Genomic DNA, 17,967 nt, shown 5'->3' with positions numbered 1-17,967 from the left:
CAGGATCGGGCCTTTAGCAGGTGTCACGAGGTTTTTTGTACATGTCAGGAGGCACGCTTGAAGGATCGTTCTCTGATCAGCCCGTTGCGCAGGTATCGGTATTTGACCTCATCGAGAAAACGTCTCGGTGCCGTTCTCTACGCAGTCGATCCCGTCCCGAAGACCCGGCGCTGCACGCCCCTGCGCGAAAGTCAGATACCAATCGATGAAGTTGCGCCCGCCATGCACCGCATCGAACAAGGTCATCCACAAGTCCACTGATGGCATCGACTTCTGGTCGATGGAGAATGTATTGCCTGGCCTCGAAGTCTCCACACTCTCTCAACAACTCGCGCTCCATGCTCGCCTGAGGCCTTCGGCGATCGCTCTGCTGGCGCCTGGATTCCAGACCATCAGCTACGCGCAATTGCTCGCCACCGTCCAGGGCGCGCGGCCATGGCTGGCGTCCCGCAGCATCGCGCCCGCCGCCCGCATCGCCGTGCTCATGCCGGCCGGGATGGAGCTGGCCCTCTGCTGCTTGGCCATCGCTTGCGGCGCCGTCTGCATTCCGCTGCACATCGGGCTGACCGAGCCTGAACTGCTGGCCCTGCTCGGCGACGCCAACGCCGATGCCGTCGTGGGGCTGCCGGATGACCCCCTTCCCGTGCGGCTCGCCCAGAAGCTTGGACTGGCCACTCTGGCTTTCAACGCACAACAGTTGCTCGAAGGCCCTTCCAAAGGTTTACCAGATGTCGATGCGCCCTGGCCCGAACCCGGCGATACGGCTTTCGTCCTGTTCACATCGGGCACGACCGGAAAGCCCAAGCGCGTTCCACTCAGCCAACAGCAGCTCGTGCGTTCCGCGCACCATATCGCGCAACACCTTGACCTGCGTCCGGAAGATCGTGCCCTGTGCGTGATGCCCGCCTATCACAGCCATGGTCTGATCGGCGGGCTGCTGACTCCCCTCGCCGCCGGCTCGTCCGTGGTGTGCGCGCCGGTTTTCGACGCCTCGGAATTCCTGCGCTGGGTCCGCGAATTTCGCCCCACCTGGTACACCGCTTCTCCCACCGTCCACCATGCCGCTGTCGAGCAACTGACCCGCGACCGCGCAGCGATGCCGGCACACAGCTTGCGGCTGATTCGCTCGGCCTCGTCGACGCTGCCCGCGGAACTGCTGAGCCGCATGGAGGATGTGTGGGGCGTGCCCGTCATCCAGTCCTATGGCATGACCGAAACAGCCACCCAACTGGCAAGCAATCCGTTGCCGCCGGGTGTGCGAAAGGCCGACTCCGTCGGCCGCCCCGTCGGAGCCGCACTGCGCGTGATCGATGACGAAGGCCATGCACTCCCAGCGGGGCAGGCCGGTGCGGTGATCGCGCACGGACCCGCCGTGTTCGCCGGCTACGAAGACGCGCCCGACACCAACGCCGAGGCCTTCCTCGATGGCTGGTTTCTCACCGGCGACCTGGGCTGGTTCGACGAGGACGGCTACCTGTTTCTCACCGGGCGCAGCAAGGAGTTGATCAATCGCGGCGGGGAAAAGATCGCGCCGCTGGAAGTCGAGCGCGCCCTGCTGCGGTTGCCCGATGTCGCCGAGGCCGTGGCCTATCCCGCGCCGCACCCGACCTTGGGCGAGGACGTGCATGCCGCCGTGGTGCTGGCCGGCGGCACGGCGGCCGATCCGCAGGCCTTGCGGGCCTCGCTGTTCGGGGCCATCGCCGACTTCAAGATTCCCGCGTGCATCCATGTGCTCGAGAAAATTCCCACCGAGGTGAATGGCAAGGTGCGTCGCCGCTGCTTGCACGAACAGATCCAAGAATTCGTCGTGTCACCTCTAACGGCTATGCTGTTTTCGCCGCTGCAAGCGCGCATCGCCGCGCTCTTTGCTCGCATCCTGAATCGACCGGTGACCGCGTGCGACGCGAATTTCCTCGCCCTGGGCGGCGACTCGTTGTCGGCGGTGCGGGTGGCGCAAGCGGTCCAGCAGGCTTGGGGAGTGGACTCGTCTGCATCGGCCCTGCTGGCCGCGCCAACGGTTGGCGGCTTTGCCGCGGTCGTGCAAGCCGCCATCGACGAAGCCGACGCGCTGAGCGATGCCCTGCAAGCCGAAGTCGACGCGCTGAGCGACGAAGAAGTGGCCCGCTTGCTGCAAAGGCCCTGAGGTACAGGAATTCGTGCCGCAAGCACAACCTTGTCCGATTTTCCGAGCCAGTGAAACCGATCTCCCATGAACACCGCGTCAATCCCGAATCACGACATTTCAGACCAGCTCGACACAGACACGCCCGATGCGCGGCGGCGCCTGCTTGCACGCAAACTGCAGCAGCAGCGCGCCCACCCATCCATGTCCAAGGCGAACCCGCCGAGCGACGACGCGCCCCTTTCTTTCGCACAGGAAGGCTTATGGTTTCTCGATCAGTTGGCCACCGGCGGCGGCGCCTACAACATCCATTCGGTCACCCGTCTGCAGGGCCCGCTGGATGCCGAGCGCCTGGAACGCAGCCTGCAAGCGCTCGTCGCGCGCCACGCCAGCCTGCGCACAGCCTTTCTCGCGACGGAGCGAGGACCGGTGCAGCAAGTCGTGCCGGCATCGCAGGCGCAGGAGCGGTTCCACCTTGCCCGCTCGGCGCTGGCGCCGAACGACGGCACGAATGCGGTGCTCGCGCAACATGTCGCTGCCTGCATCGCCCAGCCCTTCGATCTGTCCCGCGCGCCCCTGCTGCGCGCCGAGCTGCTGCGGATCACGCCCGATCATCATCTGCTCGTGCTGGTGGTGCATCACATCGTGGCGGACGGCTGGTCGATGAGCGTGATCCACCGCGAACTCGCGCAGCTCTACGCCTTGCGCGGCGATGCTTGCGTCCTTCCGGCTCTGTCGCTGCAGTTTCCCGACCATGCCCTGCGGCAACGCCAGCGCTACGAGCGCGGCGGCATTCAAACCCAGTTGGACTACTGGCGTACGAAGCTGCGCGATCTGCACACCCTGGAACTGCCCACCGACAAGGCCCGCCCCTCGCAAGCCGGCTTCGCGGGACGGACGCTGCCCTTCGGTATCGACTCCGAACTCTCCACGGCATTGCGGGCCCTCGCAAGGCAGCAGGGATCGACGCTGTTCATGACCCTGCTGGCGGCCTTCCATGTGCTGCTGGCGCGCTACAGCGGCCAGACCGATATCGCGGTGGGCGTCCCGCTGGCGGGCCGCGATGATGCGGCAGTGCGCGACCTGGTCGGCTACTTTGTCAATACCGTGGTCATTCGCGGCGATCTCCAGGGCCGACCCGGATTCACCGAGCTGCTGCAGCGGGTCAGGCAAAGCACGCTCGAGGCGCTGACCCACCAGGACATGCCCTTCGATCGCCTGGTGGTCGAACTCAATCCTGAACGCGACGCCAGCCGAAATCCGCTGTACCAGGTTTCGTTCGCACTGGAGAATTTCGCGGATCGCGCACTCCATCTCGATGGACTGCGAAGCGAACGGCTGGACGTGCGCTCGGAAACCTCCAAGTTCGACCTCTCGCTGACCGTCACAGAGTCCGGCGACCATCTCGACGCCGCGATCGAGTACCGCACCGACCTGTTCGAGCCACACGCCATCGCTCGCATGGCAACCCACTTCCGCCATCTCCTGGCGGCCATCGTGGCCGATCCGGACTGCGCGGTGGACCATCTGCCGCTGATGGATGCTGCCGAGCGGCAGCTGCTGCTGGTCGACTGGAACGCGCAGTCGCGCGTCCATCTGCACGACCAACCCGTGCACGCGCTGTTTCGCGCTCAGGCGATGCGGACGCCCGATGCCATCGCGTTGCGCTTCGGCCAGATGCGAATGACCTATCGCGAACTCGATGCGCTGTCGGAGCAGCTCGCGCATGCGCTGCGGACCCTGGGAGCCGGTCCGGAAGTTGTCGTCGGACTTTGCATGCAGCGCTGCTTCGGGTTGGTCGTCGGCCTGCTCGCCATCTGCAAGTCGGGCGCCGCCTTCCTGCCGCTCGATCCCGACCATCCGCCCGAGCGGCTGCAAGGCATGCTGGCCGATGCGGCGCCCGCTTTCGTGCTCACACAGTCGCACCTTGCCGACCGGTTGCGACAACTCGACCAGGCCCAGGCGTCGAAGATCATCGAAGTGCCGGACCACGGCGGAGAGAGGGTGCCCGAGCCCTTGCCGGCGTTGACCGATCTCACGCAACCGGACCACCTGGCCTACCTGATCTACACGTCCGGCTCCACGGGCAAGCCCAAGGCCGCGCAATTGATGCATCGCGGCTTGAGCAACCACGTGCAGTGGATGAACGATGCACTTGGGCTGACGCCAGGCGATCGCGTGCTGCAGAAAACGGCGGTCAGCTTCGACGCATCGGCCTGGGAATTCTTTTCGACCCTTTCCTCTGGCGCGACGCTCGTGATCGCGCAGCCCGATGTGCATCAGGACATGCGCTTGCTGGCTGAAGCGATCCGTGAGAGCGACATCAGCGTGGTCCAGTTCGTTCCGTCCGAGTTGCGTGTGATGCTGAATGAGTTCGAAGGGATGGAGTGCCCGAGTCTTCGCTATGTGCTGAGCGGCGGCGAAGCCATGGATCGCGCGCTCGCGCTGTCGTTCCGGCGAATCCTGCCGAGCGTCAGGCTCGGCAACTTCTACGGGCCCAGCGAAGCGACCGTGGACAGCGCCTGGTATGAAGTCGGCGAGCAGCTGCCGGACCGCCTCTTCGTGCCAATCGGCCGTCCCATTGCCAACGGACAGCTCTACATCCTCGATGCACAGCAGCAGCCCCAGCCCGTCAATGTGGCGGGCGAGCTGTACATCGGCGGCCATGGCGTGGGACGCGGCTACCGCAATCGCCCGGACCTCACGGCCGAGCGCTTCGTGCCCAATCCCTTCCGTCCCGGCGAGACCATGTACCGTACCGGCGACCTGGCGCGCTGGCTGCACGACGGCGTGGTGGAGTTCATCGGGCGCAACGACCATCAGGTCAAGCTGCGCGGCTTGCGCATCGAACTCGGCGAGATCGAGTCCGCACTCGCCGCCTGCGACAGCGTGCAGATGAACGCGGTGCTCCTGCGCGAGACCACCCCCGGCCGCCAGGAGCTTGTCGCCTACGTGGTCCGGACGGGGTCGGCCGATGCAGGCTCCCTGCGCTCGGCGCTGAAATCGCGCCTGCCCGACTACATGATTCCGAGCGTGTTCATGTTCTTGTCCGAGCTGCCGCGCCTGACCAGCGGCAAGCTCGACCGCAACCGGCTTCCCGATCCCGATACCGCTCCATCGGTTGCCGATCTGGTCGCGCCGCGATCGCCGATCGAATCCGCGCTGCTCGACATCTGGACCGGTGTGCTGGACAAATCCGGCTTCGGCGTGCGCGACAACTTCTTCGACCTCGGCGGCCATTCGCTGCTCGCCATGCAGATCGTGTCCCGGGTCCGTGCGACGCTTCGGATCGAGCTGCCACTGCGCGGGATCTTCGAGCAGCCGACGATCGAGGAGATGGCCCGGACCATCGGCAGCCTGGCCTCGGACCCTGGTGCCGCCCGCGCCACGCCGCTGGCGCCCATCGTGGCGTTGCCGCGGATCGGGCCGTTGCCGGTGTCTTTTTCTCAGCGGCGCATGTGGGTGCTGAACCAGATCGACCCGCAGGGTGCGGCCTACAACATGCGCGATTCGCTGCGCCTGCGCGGGCCGCTCGGCAAAGTCGCGCTGCAACGGGCGCTCGATCAACTGGTCGCGCGCCACGAGTCGTTTCGCACGACCTACGGCCTCGGCGACACCGAACCGATGGCCTTCGTCGGCGCGGCGCAGCCGGCCAACCTGATCCACCTCTCGCTGGCGGCCGTTCCCGAGGCCGAGCGGGACGCCGAGCTCGAACAACAGGCTGCACGCATCGCCTCGGAGCCCTTCGACCTGGCATCGGCGCCCCTTCATCGATTCGTCCTGATCGAGCGCGATGAGAACGATCACGTCCTCGTGCTGGTGATGCACCACATCATCGGCGACGATTGGTCGTGGGGCATCCTGCTGCGCGAGCTTCAGGACCTGTATGCGGCCGAATTGCGGGGCCTGGCGACGCCCCCGAAACCCCGGGCGATCGATTTCATCGACTACGCAAGCTGGCAGCGGGGACACATCAACGACGACCTGCTCGCCGGCCAGACGCGCTACTGGCTGCGGCAACTCGCCGACATGAGCCCCTTGAACCTGAGCTCCGATACGGCGGCGGCTCAGCGCCTCACCAGCCAGGGCGACCGCGTTCGACGGGACTTTCCGCAAGGCTGGCTCGCCGGCGTCAAGCGCTTCGGCAGCGGCCTCGGGCTGACGCCGTTCATGACCCTGCTGGCCGCGTTCCAGGCCTTGCTGTCGCGCTATTGCGGGCAGGAAGACGTCGTGGTGGGGACTCCCATTGCAGGACGTACCCGGGTCGAGTCCGAGCGGCTCGTGGGCTCGCTGGTGAACACGCTGGCGCTGCGCGCCCACGTCCGGCCGGCGCAAAGCTTCATGGACCTGGCGCAGCAGGTCCGGGAAACCTGCCTGTCGGCATTCACCCACCAGGACATTCCCTTCGACTACCTGATGGACCAGCTGCACAAGCAGGCGCCCGGCGCCAGGGCACCGGAAGTTCGCGTGATGTTCAACGTACTGAACACGCCCCGCAAGACTCCGCAGCTCGAAGGCCTCGACACCAGCTTCCTGCCCTTGAACCTGCGCGCGGCGCAGTTCGACCTGGCACTGACGATCGACACCGAGTGCGAGCACTCGTTGTCATTGAGCTACTCGACCGAGCTCTTCGCGCCCGCGACCGCGCAGGCGATGCTGGACAACTACATGCATCTGCTGGACTTGTTCATTCAGCAGCCGGAGCGGCCGCTGCACGACCATTCGGCGGCCAGCCCTCTGGAACTGGCAAGGCTGGCGAGCTGGAACCAGACCGACGCCGCATACCCGCACCACCTGACGGTTCACGAGCTTCTCGGCGTACGGCACGAATCGGCCGGCATCGCCATCATGCAGATGCCCGGCGCCGCGCTGAGCCACGCCGAGCTCTGGCCGCGCGTGCATCGACTCGCCCACGCGCTGCGCGCCCGCGGCGTGCAGCGAGGCGCCCTGGTGGGTCTCTGCACCGAGCGGTCGCCGGCGATGGTGATCGCGCAGCTCGCGGTCCTGAGCGCGGGAGGCGCCTATGTGCCGCTGGACCCGGCTTACCCGCTGCAGCGGCTGCACGACATGGCCCAGGACGCAGCGCTGACGCTGCTGCTGACCGAACAGGATCTCGCCGGCCTGTGGCGGGAGATCGAGTTGCCGATGCTGCTGCTGGACCAGGCGCAGGCCGAGCTGATGGCCCATCCCGAAACGCCGCTGCCGCCCGACGGCGGCCTCGACGCGCGGCCGGAGGATCCGGCGTACGTCATCTACACCTCCGGCTCCACCGGCAAACCCAAGGGCGTCGCAGTGCCGCACCGCGCGGTGGTGAACTTCCTGCTGTCGATGCGAAACGAGCCCGGGCTCGAGGCGCATGACGTGCTGGTGGCCGTGACCACGCTGAGCTTCGACATTGCGGTGCTGGAACTGCTGCTGCCGCTGCTTCTCGGCGCCACCGTCGTGCTCGCCACCCGGGAGCAGGCTGTCGACGGCGACGCGCTCCGGACCCTGATCGATCGGGCCCACGCCACCGTGATGCAAGCGACGCCGGCGACCTGGCGCATGTTGATCGATGCCGGCTGGACCGGCTCGCGATCGTTCAAAGCGCTGGTCGGTGGCGAGAGCCTCAGCCCTCACCTGGCCGAGCAGCTCTCGGAGCGAACCGGCGAACTCTGGAACCTGTACGGCCCGACAGAAACCACGGTGTGGTCCACCTGCTGGAAAGTGCCGTCGCAGCCACAGACCATTTCAATCGGCCGCCCGATCGCCAACACCAGCATCCACGTGCTCGATGCACAGGGCCATCGATGCCCGGCTGGCGTGTCCGGGGAGATCTTCATCGGTGGCGACGGCGTCACGTCGGGCTATCTGCGCCAACCCGAATTGACCGCCGAGCGCTTCATCACCGACCCGTTCAGCCCGCACCCGCAGGCGCGGCTGTACCGAACCGGCGACCGCGGGCGCTGGCGCCACGACGGCCTGCTCGAGCACCAGGGGCGACTCGACTTCCAGGTGAAGGTGCGCGGTCATCGCATCGAGCTTGGCGAGATCGAAGCGCGCCTGCAATTGCACCCGACCATCTTGCAGTGCCTGGTCATCGCGCGCGAGGACCGCCCCGGGGACGCCAGGCTGGTGGCCTATGTCGTGGCGCGCGACGGCGCGCTCGACACGCCGGCCCTCAGGGATCACCTGAGGGTGAGCTTGCCCGACTACATGCTGCCCCAATACTTCGTCGCGCTCGAGGCCCTGCCCCTCCTGCCCAACGGGAAGATCAACCGGCATGCGTTGCCCGCGCCCAGAATCGAACAGCGGACGGATGCGGTTGCGGGCCACGCCCCTGCCACGCCGGCGGAGATGGCGCTGGCCAGGATCTGGAGCGAGCTGCTGAAGGTGGACAGCGCCGAGATCTCTCGCCTCGACAACTTCTTCGACCTCGGCGGCGACTCCCTGCAGGTCGGCCAGATCGTCGTCGCCTTCCAGCGAACCAGCGGCGTTCGGCTGGTAGCCCGACGGATGGTCTTCGAATCCCTGGCCCAGCTCGCCCATGACATCGAGCTGCCCGAGCGCAAACCGGTTCAGGCGCCAGAGACTCCGGGGTGGTTCAAGCGCCTGTTCAAGTCCTAGCGAAGGGCTTGCAGAATCCTGCGGCGCCCCGAGCCGCGCGCGAGGCCTCGGGCCTGCGCCATGCGATGTCCAACTCCTTCGCGTTCGGCGGCACCAACGCGGTCATCGTCGCGGCGAATGGGCACCAGCCTCTCTCGAGGCCGCGCGCCTCTTTCAGCATCGACGATGCTTGCTGAGCGAACGTGCTAACCGAACAGCTGGGCCCTCCGGGACTTGATGGCCTGTGTGCGGCCCACGCCATCCTTGGTCTTGCTTCGCACCAGATGGCGCGCAGCTTCGAGGTCATCGAGCCACGGCAGGTAGTCTTCCTCTTCGAGCACCAGTGGCGTTGAGTGCCTGGCGCCGCGCAGGAACACCTCGGGCGTCACCGTCAGAACGACAAAGGTGTCGACGGACATGCCGGTGCGGATGTCATGCGAGATCTCGTACAACCCGGCGACCGCGAACACGGGCCGCTCGGGCAGCGAGACCTCGACGAGCGCCTTCCTGCCGTCGGTATCCTGTCGCTCGCTCCACGAAGACATCGGAATCAGGCAGCGCCGCCAGGCGAATCCGGCCCTGAAGCTCGGCAGTTGGGTGACTTGCGTCGCGTCGGCAATGAACAGTTCGCGCTTGAAGGGCTGTGCCCGGTCGTCCCCGGGGTAATGGCGATGGAAGCCCCATCGCCTGCTTTCGATCTGCAGTGCATGGAGAGGGGCATTTCGCACGATCGACGCCCAGGTGCTGCGCGCGCAGTCGAGGCGCGCAGCAGGGCCCTCGGGCGGCGGCGACTGCGGCACCCCGAGGCGACGCATCCCGGCATCGTGGCGCCAATGATTCAGCAGGTGGTAGCTGTCACACATGAGCGATGAGCGCGATGGGGCCGTCGTTGAAGGTCAACCCGACCCTTCGCCGAAGGCCACGGCTCTGACCGTCCTCAAAAGGATCCTGATGTCGAGCCAGAGCGACCAGCGATGAACGTATTCGACGTCCAGCGCGACGCGTTGTGCGTAGGAGAGCCGATTGCGCCCGCTCACCTGCCACAGACCGGTGATGCCCGGTTTGACCGAACAGTAGTGGCCCCAGTGCTGCCCGTACAGGCTTCGCTGGCGCTCCATGCAAGGCCGGGGACCGACCAGGCTCATGTCACCTTTCAGCACGTTCCAGAGCTGGGGCAGTTCGTCGAGACTCGACTTGCGGATGAGCCGCCCCAGGAACGTGATGCGGGGGTCCGCTTCCAGCTTCTGGAAAGTGTCCCACTGCGTGCGGGCCATGTCGTTGCGGCTCAGGTATTCCTCGAGCACCCCTTCAGAGTTGCGCAGCATCGACCTGAACTTGTAGAACCGGAAGCGCTTGCCGCCCTCGCCGACCCGGTTGTGCCAGAAATGCACGGGGCAGCCCATGCTCACCTGCACGGCCACGCACAAGGCAAGGTACACCGGACTGAGCACGATCAGGAGCGCAGCCGCCCCGACGATGTCGACACAGCGCTTGAGGCGTTTCTGCGAGCGTGTGAGAGATCGTGCGAGAGCTTCCGGTGCGGTGCTGCCATCCGGGGCCTGCCAGAGCGATCGTCGCTGCGGATCATCGGCACTATCTGATTCGGGTCTGAACATCGAACGCTCCAATGGACAATGAGCGCTTCGCATTGGAATGCGCGTACCGATGCACTGGTTTCAGCGCCAGTCATAGTGGCCGCGCACACGGCGGCCATCGTCTTCGCGATGGGCGGGTACCCAGACCTTGCGTCTGCGGGAATGCTCTTCCATCTCGGGCCGATCTCTTTGGCCACGCTCCATTTCATGGCGATCCATCTCGCGTTGCCCCCTGCCGCGTTGATCCAGCGCACGCTGCACCAAGGCCCGGTGCTCCATGTCGCGGTCTTCTCGCTGCGAATCGACGGGCTGACTTATCGCAGCGGAAGAAATGGCGCAAGTCGCAAGAGCAATCAATAGCTTTTTCATCGTCGTTTCCTTTGGATGCACTGAATACAGAGAGAAAGCAAGTTAGACCCGCATGCGTCACGGGCTTGTAGGTCGTCGGGCTCTTTCCTGGTCTTCTTTCGACCTGAGCAGCTCGCTTGTCCCCCAGCGTCTTGAACGGATCATCATCAACTGGCAGTCGATGTGCGTTACCAAATCCGTCGGCGCACAGACGCTGGCTGCTATGTACCTGGGAGTCGGAACCGGCGTCTCACTTCGGGCCCACAGTTCCACTTACAAAAATGACAGGAGGCCAAGATGGGGCCATCTCAGACGCACATTGACAGCCCCTCGGTGCCCGTGTCGTGCAATCGCCCGGGCCTGTCCATGATTCTTCCCTTGAATGTTCGGAAGACAAGTCTGTGGATGGAACAATTACAGCCGGCTGACCGCGAACAAAGAGAAGGCGGTGTCCTACCTCTCGGCGTCGACGGCCCGCGACTTGCTTGCCGGCGCCGGCGATCGGCACCGACAGCTACGACCGTCACGTTTGGCAACCAACTTCACATGGCAGATGCCGTGAGGCGCGGTTCATCCGGGAATGGCCCTGTTGCCGCGATCTGGCGTGCGATGCGTCGATGAAATGCGTCGTCTCGGCAAGACGATCACATCCCCCTCGAGCACACTCGCGCCGAGATTGATCAGCCGCGCGATGCCATCATCTGATCAGGTCCGGACCCCAGTGCGATCGCAATGGCGATCAACTCCGTCCTGAACAGGTCAAAGCGTGCCGGGCAAGGTTGCCGACATGCCTTCGGCCAACGCGGGAACCGGACCGCCCCTCTTCTTCCGCATGGCCCGCGCAAACGCCACGACTTGCCACACGATCACCGCACCGATGACGGAAAGCAGGGTCGCGCTGATCGGCCGGTTGACGAAGCCGCTGAAACTGCCGCGGCTCAGGAGCATGGCACGGCGAAAGTTCTCTTCCAGCATGGGCCCGAGAATGAAGCCCAGCATGAGCGGTGCCGCTTCCATGTCGAGCCTCAGGAACAAGTAGCCGATCAGGCCGAAGACGGCCGTGGTGTAGATGTCATCCAGGCTGTTGTTGATGCTGAAGGTACCAATACAGCAGAAGAACATGATCGCCGGGAACAGAACGACATACGGGATCTTGAACACCGACAGCCAGTAGCGCACCAGGGGCACGTTGAGCAGCACGAGAAAACAGTTGCCGACCCACATGCTGGCCACCAGACCCCAGAACAGATCGGGGTGGGTGGCGATCATGTTCGGGCCGGGCTGGATGCCCTTGACGATGAAGGCCGCCATCATCAGCGCCATGACGGCGTTCTCCGGAATGCCGATGGCCATGAGCGGGATGAAACTGGTGCGTGCCGCGGCCTCGTCGGCTGCCGCCTGGCCGGCCACGCCTTCGATCGCGCCGCTGCCGATCTCGTGCTTGTGCTTGCTGAAGCGCTTGTCGGCTGCGTAGGCCGCGAACTGCGCGATCGTGGGGCCGCCGCCGGGCAGGATGCCGAGGATCGAGCCGATCACGCTGCCACGCAGGGCACTCGGAATGATGCGCTTGAACTCGGGCCACGTCGGCATGAGCTTGATCTTGCCGTTGAAGGGCGTCAGCACGTTCTTCATGTCGAGGTTCTTCACGACCTCTGCAATACCGAAGCAACCCAGCGCAATGCTGATCAGGCCGATGCCGTCCGTCAGGAAAGGCAGGTTCATGGTGTAGCGCGCAACGCCGCTGTTGACGTCGGTGCCGACCATGCCCAGCAGAACACCCACCATTGCCATCGCCAGGCCGTTCAGCAGGCTGCCACTGCTCACGAAGCTGACGCAGAAGAACCCGAGAAGCATCAGCGAACAGTAGTCAGCCGGTCCGAACAGAAAGCCGACTTCGCCGAGCGCCGGCGCCATCGTCGACAGCACGACGATCGCGACCGTGCCGCCGATGAAGCTGGAGATGCCCGCGGTGAACAAGGCCAACCCCGTCTTGCCCTTGAGCGTCATCTGGTAGCCGTCAATGCATGCCACGATGCTGCTCGCATGCGGGATCTTCATCGTGATGGCGCTCACGCTGTCCCCGTATTGCGCACCGTAGTAGATGCCGGCGAGCATGATGAGTGCGCCGCCTGTGGGAATCGAATAGGTCAGCGGAAGCAACAGGCTGATGGTCGACAGAGGACCCAGGCCCGGCAGCAGTCCGACGAGCGTGCCCACCGTGCACCCGAGGGCGCAATACAGAAGATTCTGAAGCGTCAGTGCGTGCTCGAAACCGAACGCAAGGTTATGCAGGATGTCCATCAGTAGAGGGGCAAATTGAGGCCGAGGAGGTTTTTGAACGCAAAGGCGACTGCAATCAGCCCCAACGAGGTCTTGATGTTGCGCGCCACCGAATACGAAGTACCGGCGACAGTCGAGCAGAACACGAGGAAGATGATTCCGAGAATCATGTTGAGGTGCTCGGAGATGACCGCGAATCCGATAAGACTCAGCAGGATGAGAACGATGTTCTTGACGTTGTAGTTGAGCGGCACGGGCTCGACGAAGTGCGAGCGGATCACCTGGAGCAGCCCGATCACGAACAGGAATGAGCTCACCATCAACGGAAACAGACCGGGGCCGGACCGACTCAAATCGCCGATCGAGTAAGTCCTCGCAATCAGGCCGAACAGGAGTGCGATCGCCATGAGGAACAAGCCTCTGACGAAATTGCGATTGCTGAGCTTCATGCGACAACGACTCCGCGGTTCCGCCGGAGGTCTGTACGTGTTGTGGGTTGGCCAGGGTTCATCCGTATCTCCATCTTGTTTTCCGCACCTTCGATTCACGCATCGATGCAGTGAGTCAGGCGTTCGGATTCGACGGGATGGTAAGGATCAATGCTTCCAAAAACCTGCCATTTTTTCGACCGTCTTCTAAATACGTGTTATCACTAACAGTCAAATACGCGTTATCACCAACAACCGGATACGTGTTTTTACTCACAGCAAATGCGTACGCGGACGCGAAGTCCGGGTCGACGGCGATCAGTCTTCGGAACGCGGATGCGTGAAGCTTTCCAGCATGTAGCCGAGTCCGCGCACAGTGGCAATGCGAACGTCGCCGCCGGCCAACTTGTGGCGCAGTCGGTGCACGACCTGCTCAATGGCATCGGGGCCGACATTGCTGGAGACCGGGAAGACTTTCCCCGAGAGATGCGATTTCTCGACGGGCGAATTGCTGCGTACCAGCAGGACGGAGAGTGCCGCGCTTTCGCGGCGCGTCAGCTGAAGCAGTTGACCGGCCAGCGTGAAGGCTCGGCTGTCGGGGGCACATGACAACGAGCCGCACTGCAGCGCTGCGTTCCATCTCCCCCGGCTTCGCCGGACCAGTGCGGTGAGGCGAGCTTCGAGTTCTTCGACCGCGAAGGGTTTGGTCAGGAAGTCGTCGGCCCCCACGTTCAGGCCTTTCACCCGATCCTTGACCGAGCCGTGCGCCGTCAGCACGAGAACGGGTGTCCGATTGCCCGCCTTGCGAACGTCCGACAGCAGCGTCAAACCGTGTTTGTCGGGCAGTTGAAGATCGAGAACGACGACGTCATAGTCGTTGCTGGCCAGCAATGATTCGGCAGTTCTTGCATCCGGCGCGTGATCGGGCACAAAGCCGCGTTGCTTGAAGGCGCGCACCAGCCACAAGGCCATCTCGGCCTCGTCTTCCACAAGCAATAGACGCATTCAAGACTCCTTCTATTCATTGCCGAGCCGGGCGATTGCACAAGCTGCTCGTTCCCTGCGCAGGTGGTTCAGCCCGAAAGGATCACGTCATCTCAAGATCAAGGCATGCCAATTTCGCCGCGATAGCTTATCTTGAGCGCAGGAGCGATTCTTCTGAGTCATGACCGATGTTCAATGCTGGCGATGAATCCAGTTCTCGTCTGACTTCGCCGACGATTGACGCCATACGGTCTTCTCGATTTCATGCGGGAAGATCGATGAATGTAGCCGAGCGCTTGGATCGCTAGCTGGAGTCCCGAGTGCGCACCGATCTACAACTGCCTCGCGGATGGCGGATGGACTGTTGGGTGCCAAGACTCCTTCGGCATCGATTTGGCAGGAAGCCAGTGATGTCTCCCCCATATCCGGTCATTTCTCAACTGGAGTTGAGCGGCTCCCGGCTGAGTGAACCGTGCGCCTGTCAAATGATCGATGAGGTGAATGCAAAGCGCCCGCGGGTACCGCACGAACACCGCGAAAGCGGGTCGCGCGGTGCCGGCGGACAAGTTACTTTCTCTTTCTTGCGCGCAGTACCTGCACGAGCCGCTCGAACGGCCGCAGCATCTCGCCTTCCGGCACGCTCGCGAAGCCGAGCACCAGACCGCGCTCGCGCGGCGCTTGCACGAAGTAGCGCGAAAGAGCACGTGCGATCACGCCGCCTGCGAGCAACTCACGCTCGATCGCGAGATCGTCCACGGCGTCGGGCAGCGTGAGCACCACGTGCAGCCCCGCCTCGGTGTCGAGCGGATGGATCCATTCGCGGCCGAGCCAGCGCTCGACCAGGCTGACGAGCATCGAACGCCGCGCAGCATAGATCTGCCGCATGCGGCGGATATGGGCTGCGTACGCGCCCTGCGACATGAATTCGGCGAGCGCGGCCTGCGTGAGCAGGTGGCCACCACGATAGAACTCCGAATGCGCCACGTGAAAGCGCTCACAGAGATCGGACGGCACCACCGCATAGGCGATGCGCAGGCCCGGATAGAGTGTCTTGCTGAACGTGCCCACGTAGATCACCGGCCCGTCGGGCGCGAGTCCCTGAAGCGATGGCACGGGTCGGCCGGTAAAGCGGAATTCGCTGTCGTAGTCGTCCTCGACGATCCACATGCCCTGACGCATGGCGTGATCGATCAGATCAAAGCGCCGCGCCATACTCATGATCGGCCCGAGCGGGTATTGATGCGACGGCGTGACGAACGCGAAGCGGGCATTTTCGCGGCCTTCCGCATGCGGCAATTGCATTCCCTCGACATCGACCCGCACTGGCAGCATGCGGATGCCGTTGATCGCCAGCACGCTGCGGATTCCCCAGTATCCCGGCTCCTCGACCCAGGCCGCGTCGCCCGCATCGCCGAGCAGGCGCACGACGAGATCGAGCGCCTGCTGAACCCCTTCCGTCACGATGATCTGCTGCGGCTCGCACACCACCGAGCGCGCCTGCCGCAGGTACTGCGCGATGCTCTCGCGCAGCGCGGCATGGCCGCCTCCCGTGGAATAGGTCATGAGCGACGGCGACATCTTCCTCGCCAGCCGCGAGGCAATGCCCGCGAACTGGCGCTGTGGAAAGCGCGTGACGTCCGGCAGGCCCGGCATGAACGCGCCCCACTGCCTTGTCGACGCCTGGGCCTGATCGATGGCGGCGAACCCTCGCTGCGAGAGCGCAGGGCGTCGCGGCGGCATGCCGCAGACCCGGGGCGCGGGCGCGAGCGGCGCCGCATCGGGCATGCGTTCCCGCACGTAGGTGCCGCTGCCCACGACGGCGCGCAGATAGCCCTCGGCAACCAGCTGCTCGTAGACGAAGGTGGCCGTATTGCGCGAGAAGCCGAGTTCACGCGCGAGTTCGCGGGAGGCCGGCAGTCGTGACCCGGCTTCGAGACTGCCATCGTGGATGGCGCCGCGAATGCATTCGCACAGGCGCCGGTTGAGCGCGCCACGCGCCGGGGCCGTGCTCGACTGCGCAAGCCGCGCCAGCAGGAGATCACCGACGAGCGATCGCAATTGGCACCGTCCATCGAACGTGATTGGCGCTGGCCCCATGCGTCGATCGCACGTCCAATCGTCGCCATCGAACACCCCGGAGCCCTTCCCCATGTCCAGCAATCAGCAGATTCATCAACGCCGCCTCGCGGCGGCCTCGCGCGGCGTCGGCGTGATGTGCGACTTCTTTGCCGAGCGTGCCGAGAACGCCACGCTGTGGGACGTCGAGGGCCGCCGCTTCATCGACTTCGCCGGCGGCATCGCCGTGCTCAACACCGGCCACCGGCATCCGAAGGTGATCGCCGCGATCGAGCAACAGCTGCACCGCTTCACGCACACGGCCTACCAGATCGTGCCCTACGAGAGTGCGGTGTCGCTCATGGAAAGACTCAACGCCCTCGTGCCGATCGACGGCCCGGTCAAGTCGGCGCTCTTCACCACGGGTGCCGAAGCGGTGGAGAACGCCGTGAAGATCGCGCGTGCACACACCGGCCGCTCGGCCGTGATCGCATTCAGCGCGGGCTTTCACGGCCGCACGCTGATGGGTCTCGCTCTGACCGGCAAGGTCGTTCCATACAAGAGCGGCTTCGGTCCGTTTCCGGCCGAGGTGTATCACGTGCCGTTCCCGGCCGGTCCGCAGGGCCCTTCGGTGGCAGCGAGCCTCGCGGCGCTCGAGCAGCTGTTCAAGTCGGATGTCGACCCTGCGCGCGTGGCCGCGATCGTGATCGAGCCCGTGCAGGGCGAAGGCGGCTTCAACGTCGCCCCCGCGGCGTTGCTGAGCGGCCTGCGCGAATGCTGCGATCGCCACGGGATCCTGCTGATCGCCGACGAAGTGCAGACCGGCTTCGGCCGCACAGGCCGGATGTTCGCGATGGAGCACTACCCCGTGCAGCCCGACCTCATCGCCATGGCCAAGAGCCTTGCCGGCGGCATGCCGCTGTCGGCGGTGGCCGGCAAGGCCGCGATCATGGATGCACCGGCGCCCGGCGGCCTCGGCGGCACCTACGCGGCCAATCCGCTGGCCGTGGCGGCATCGCACGCGGTACTCGACATCATCGCCGAGGAGCATCTTCTCGAACGATCGAATGTGCTGGGCGCGCGGCTGACGGCATTCCTCGAATCGCGCCGCGCGCAATGCCCGGCGCTGACGGACGTGCGGGGATTGGGCTCGATGATCGCCGCCGAGTTTGCCGATCCCGCAACGGGCCAGCCTTCGGCCGCGTTGGCCGCGCGCGTGCAGCAAGCCGCGCTCGCGCGCGGTCTGCTGCTGCTGACCTGCGGCACGGACGGCAACGTGATCCGCTTTCTGTATCCGCTCACGATCGACGACGCCCAATTCGAGGAAGCGCTCGGCCATCTTGACGCCGCACTCGCGCAAGCGGCGCAGGCCCTCATGCAGGCCGCGTGAACGCGCGCCAGCGCCCGAGACATGGGCGCTGACGGTGCATCGCACCACAGGAAAGGTGGCGACCTCCGCCTTTTTTGGCGTGCCGCAAAAGTCCTTGCCAAGGTGTTGGCCTTCTGACATCATTCGATTATACGAGTGTATAGAGTCTACTCGCACTTGCCCCTTCCGCCCCGCTCGCCC

General features: G+C 64.8%; 10 protein-coding genes. 3 read left to right on the top strand and 7 right to left on the bottom strand.

All coding sequences use genetic code 11. The features are described from left to right. Window positions 1-205: 205 nt before the first annotated feature. Window positions 206-2,143, top strand: coding sequence for a non-ribosomal peptide synthetase (locus WDLP6_RS06875; RefSeq protein WP_162591732.1), 1,938 nt, complete (start codon window positions 206-208; stop codon window positions 2,141-2,143). 66 nt (window positions 2,144-2,209) lie between these two features. Next, window positions 2,210-8,728, top strand: a complete 6,519-nt coding sequence (locus tag WDLP6_RS06870; protein WP_162591731.1) for a non-ribosomal peptide synthetase — start codon at window positions 2,210-2,212, stop codon at window positions 8,726-8,728. Between the two features lie 185 nt (window positions 8,729-8,913). Here the strand turns inward: WDLP6_RS06870 and WDLP6_RS06865 are convergent, their stop codons facing one another. The 7 genes from WDLP6_RS06865 to pdxR form a co-directional block, all read right to left on the bottom strand. Continuing rightward, the gene (locus tag WDLP6_RS06865) at window positions 8,914-9,570 is read right to left on the bottom strand and encodes an SOS response-associated peptidase family protein (protein ID WP_162591730.1); all 657 of its coding nucleotides are present in this window, start codon (window positions 9,568-9,570) and stop codon (window positions 8,914-8,916) included. Between the two features lie 33 nt (window positions 9,571-9,603). Beyond that, window positions 9,604-10,323, bottom strand: coding sequence for a sugar transferase (locus WDLP6_RS06860; RefSeq protein WP_162594989.1), 720 nt, complete (start codon window positions 10,321-10,323; stop codon window positions 9,604-9,606). 60 nt (window positions 10,324-10,383) lie between these two features. Next, the gene (locus WDLP6_RS06855) at window positions 10,384-10,671 is read right to left on the bottom strand and encodes a hypothetical protein (protein ID WP_162591729.1); all 288 of its coding nucleotides are present in this window, start codon (window positions 10,669-10,671) and stop codon (window positions 10,384-10,386) included. Between the two features lie 738 nt (window positions 10,672-11,409). Next, window positions 11,410-12,951, bottom strand: a complete 1,542-nt coding sequence (locus tag WDLP6_RS06850; protein ID WP_162591728.1) for a tripartite tricarboxylate transporter permease — start codon at window positions 12,949-12,951, stop codon at window positions 11,410-11,412. Further along, window positions 12,951-13,379, bottom strand: coding sequence for a tripartite tricarboxylate transporter TctB family protein (locus WDLP6_RS06845; protein ID WP_232076979.1), 429 nt, complete (start codon window positions 13,377-13,379; stop codon window positions 12,951-12,953). The genes WDLP6_RS06850 and WDLP6_RS06845 overlap by 1 nt, the downstream gene beginning before the upstream one ends. Before the next feature lie 297 nt (window positions 13,380-13,676). Then, window positions 13,677-14,363, bottom strand: coding sequence for a response regulator (locus WDLP6_RS06840; protein ID WP_162591727.1), 687 nt, complete (start codon window positions 14,361-14,363; stop codon window positions 13,677-13,679). A 546-nt stretch (window positions 14,364-14,909) separates the two neighbouring features. Further along, window positions 14,910-16,400 carry a MocR-like pyridoxine biosynthesis transcription factor PdxR gene (gene pdxR / locus WDLP6_RS06835; protein WP_162591726.1) on the bottom strand — a complete coding sequence of 497 codons (1,491 nt, stop codon included), beginning with the start codon at window positions 16,398-16,400 and terminating at the stop codon, window positions 14,910-14,912. A 91-nt stretch (window positions 16,401-16,491) separates the two neighbouring features. Between pdxR and gabT the strand changes: the two genes are divergently transcribed. After that, a complete protein-coding gene (gene gabT / locus WDLP6_RS06830) occupies window positions 16,492-17,787 on the top strand; it encodes a 4-aminobutyrate--2-oxoglutarate transaminase (RefSeq protein ID WP_162591725.1) in 1,296 nt (431 codons plus the stop codon). Window positions 17,788-17,967 lie beyond the last annotated feature (180 nt).

It is taken from the genome of Variovorax sp. PBL-E5, from assembly GCF_901827185.1.
Classification (GTDB): domain Bacteria; phylum Pseudomonadota; class Gammaproteobacteria; order Burkholderiales; family Burkholderiaceae_C; genus Variovorax.
The sequence above is the reverse complement of the archived record's forward strand: the minus strand, read 5'-3'. Positions and strand labels throughout refer to the sequence as shown.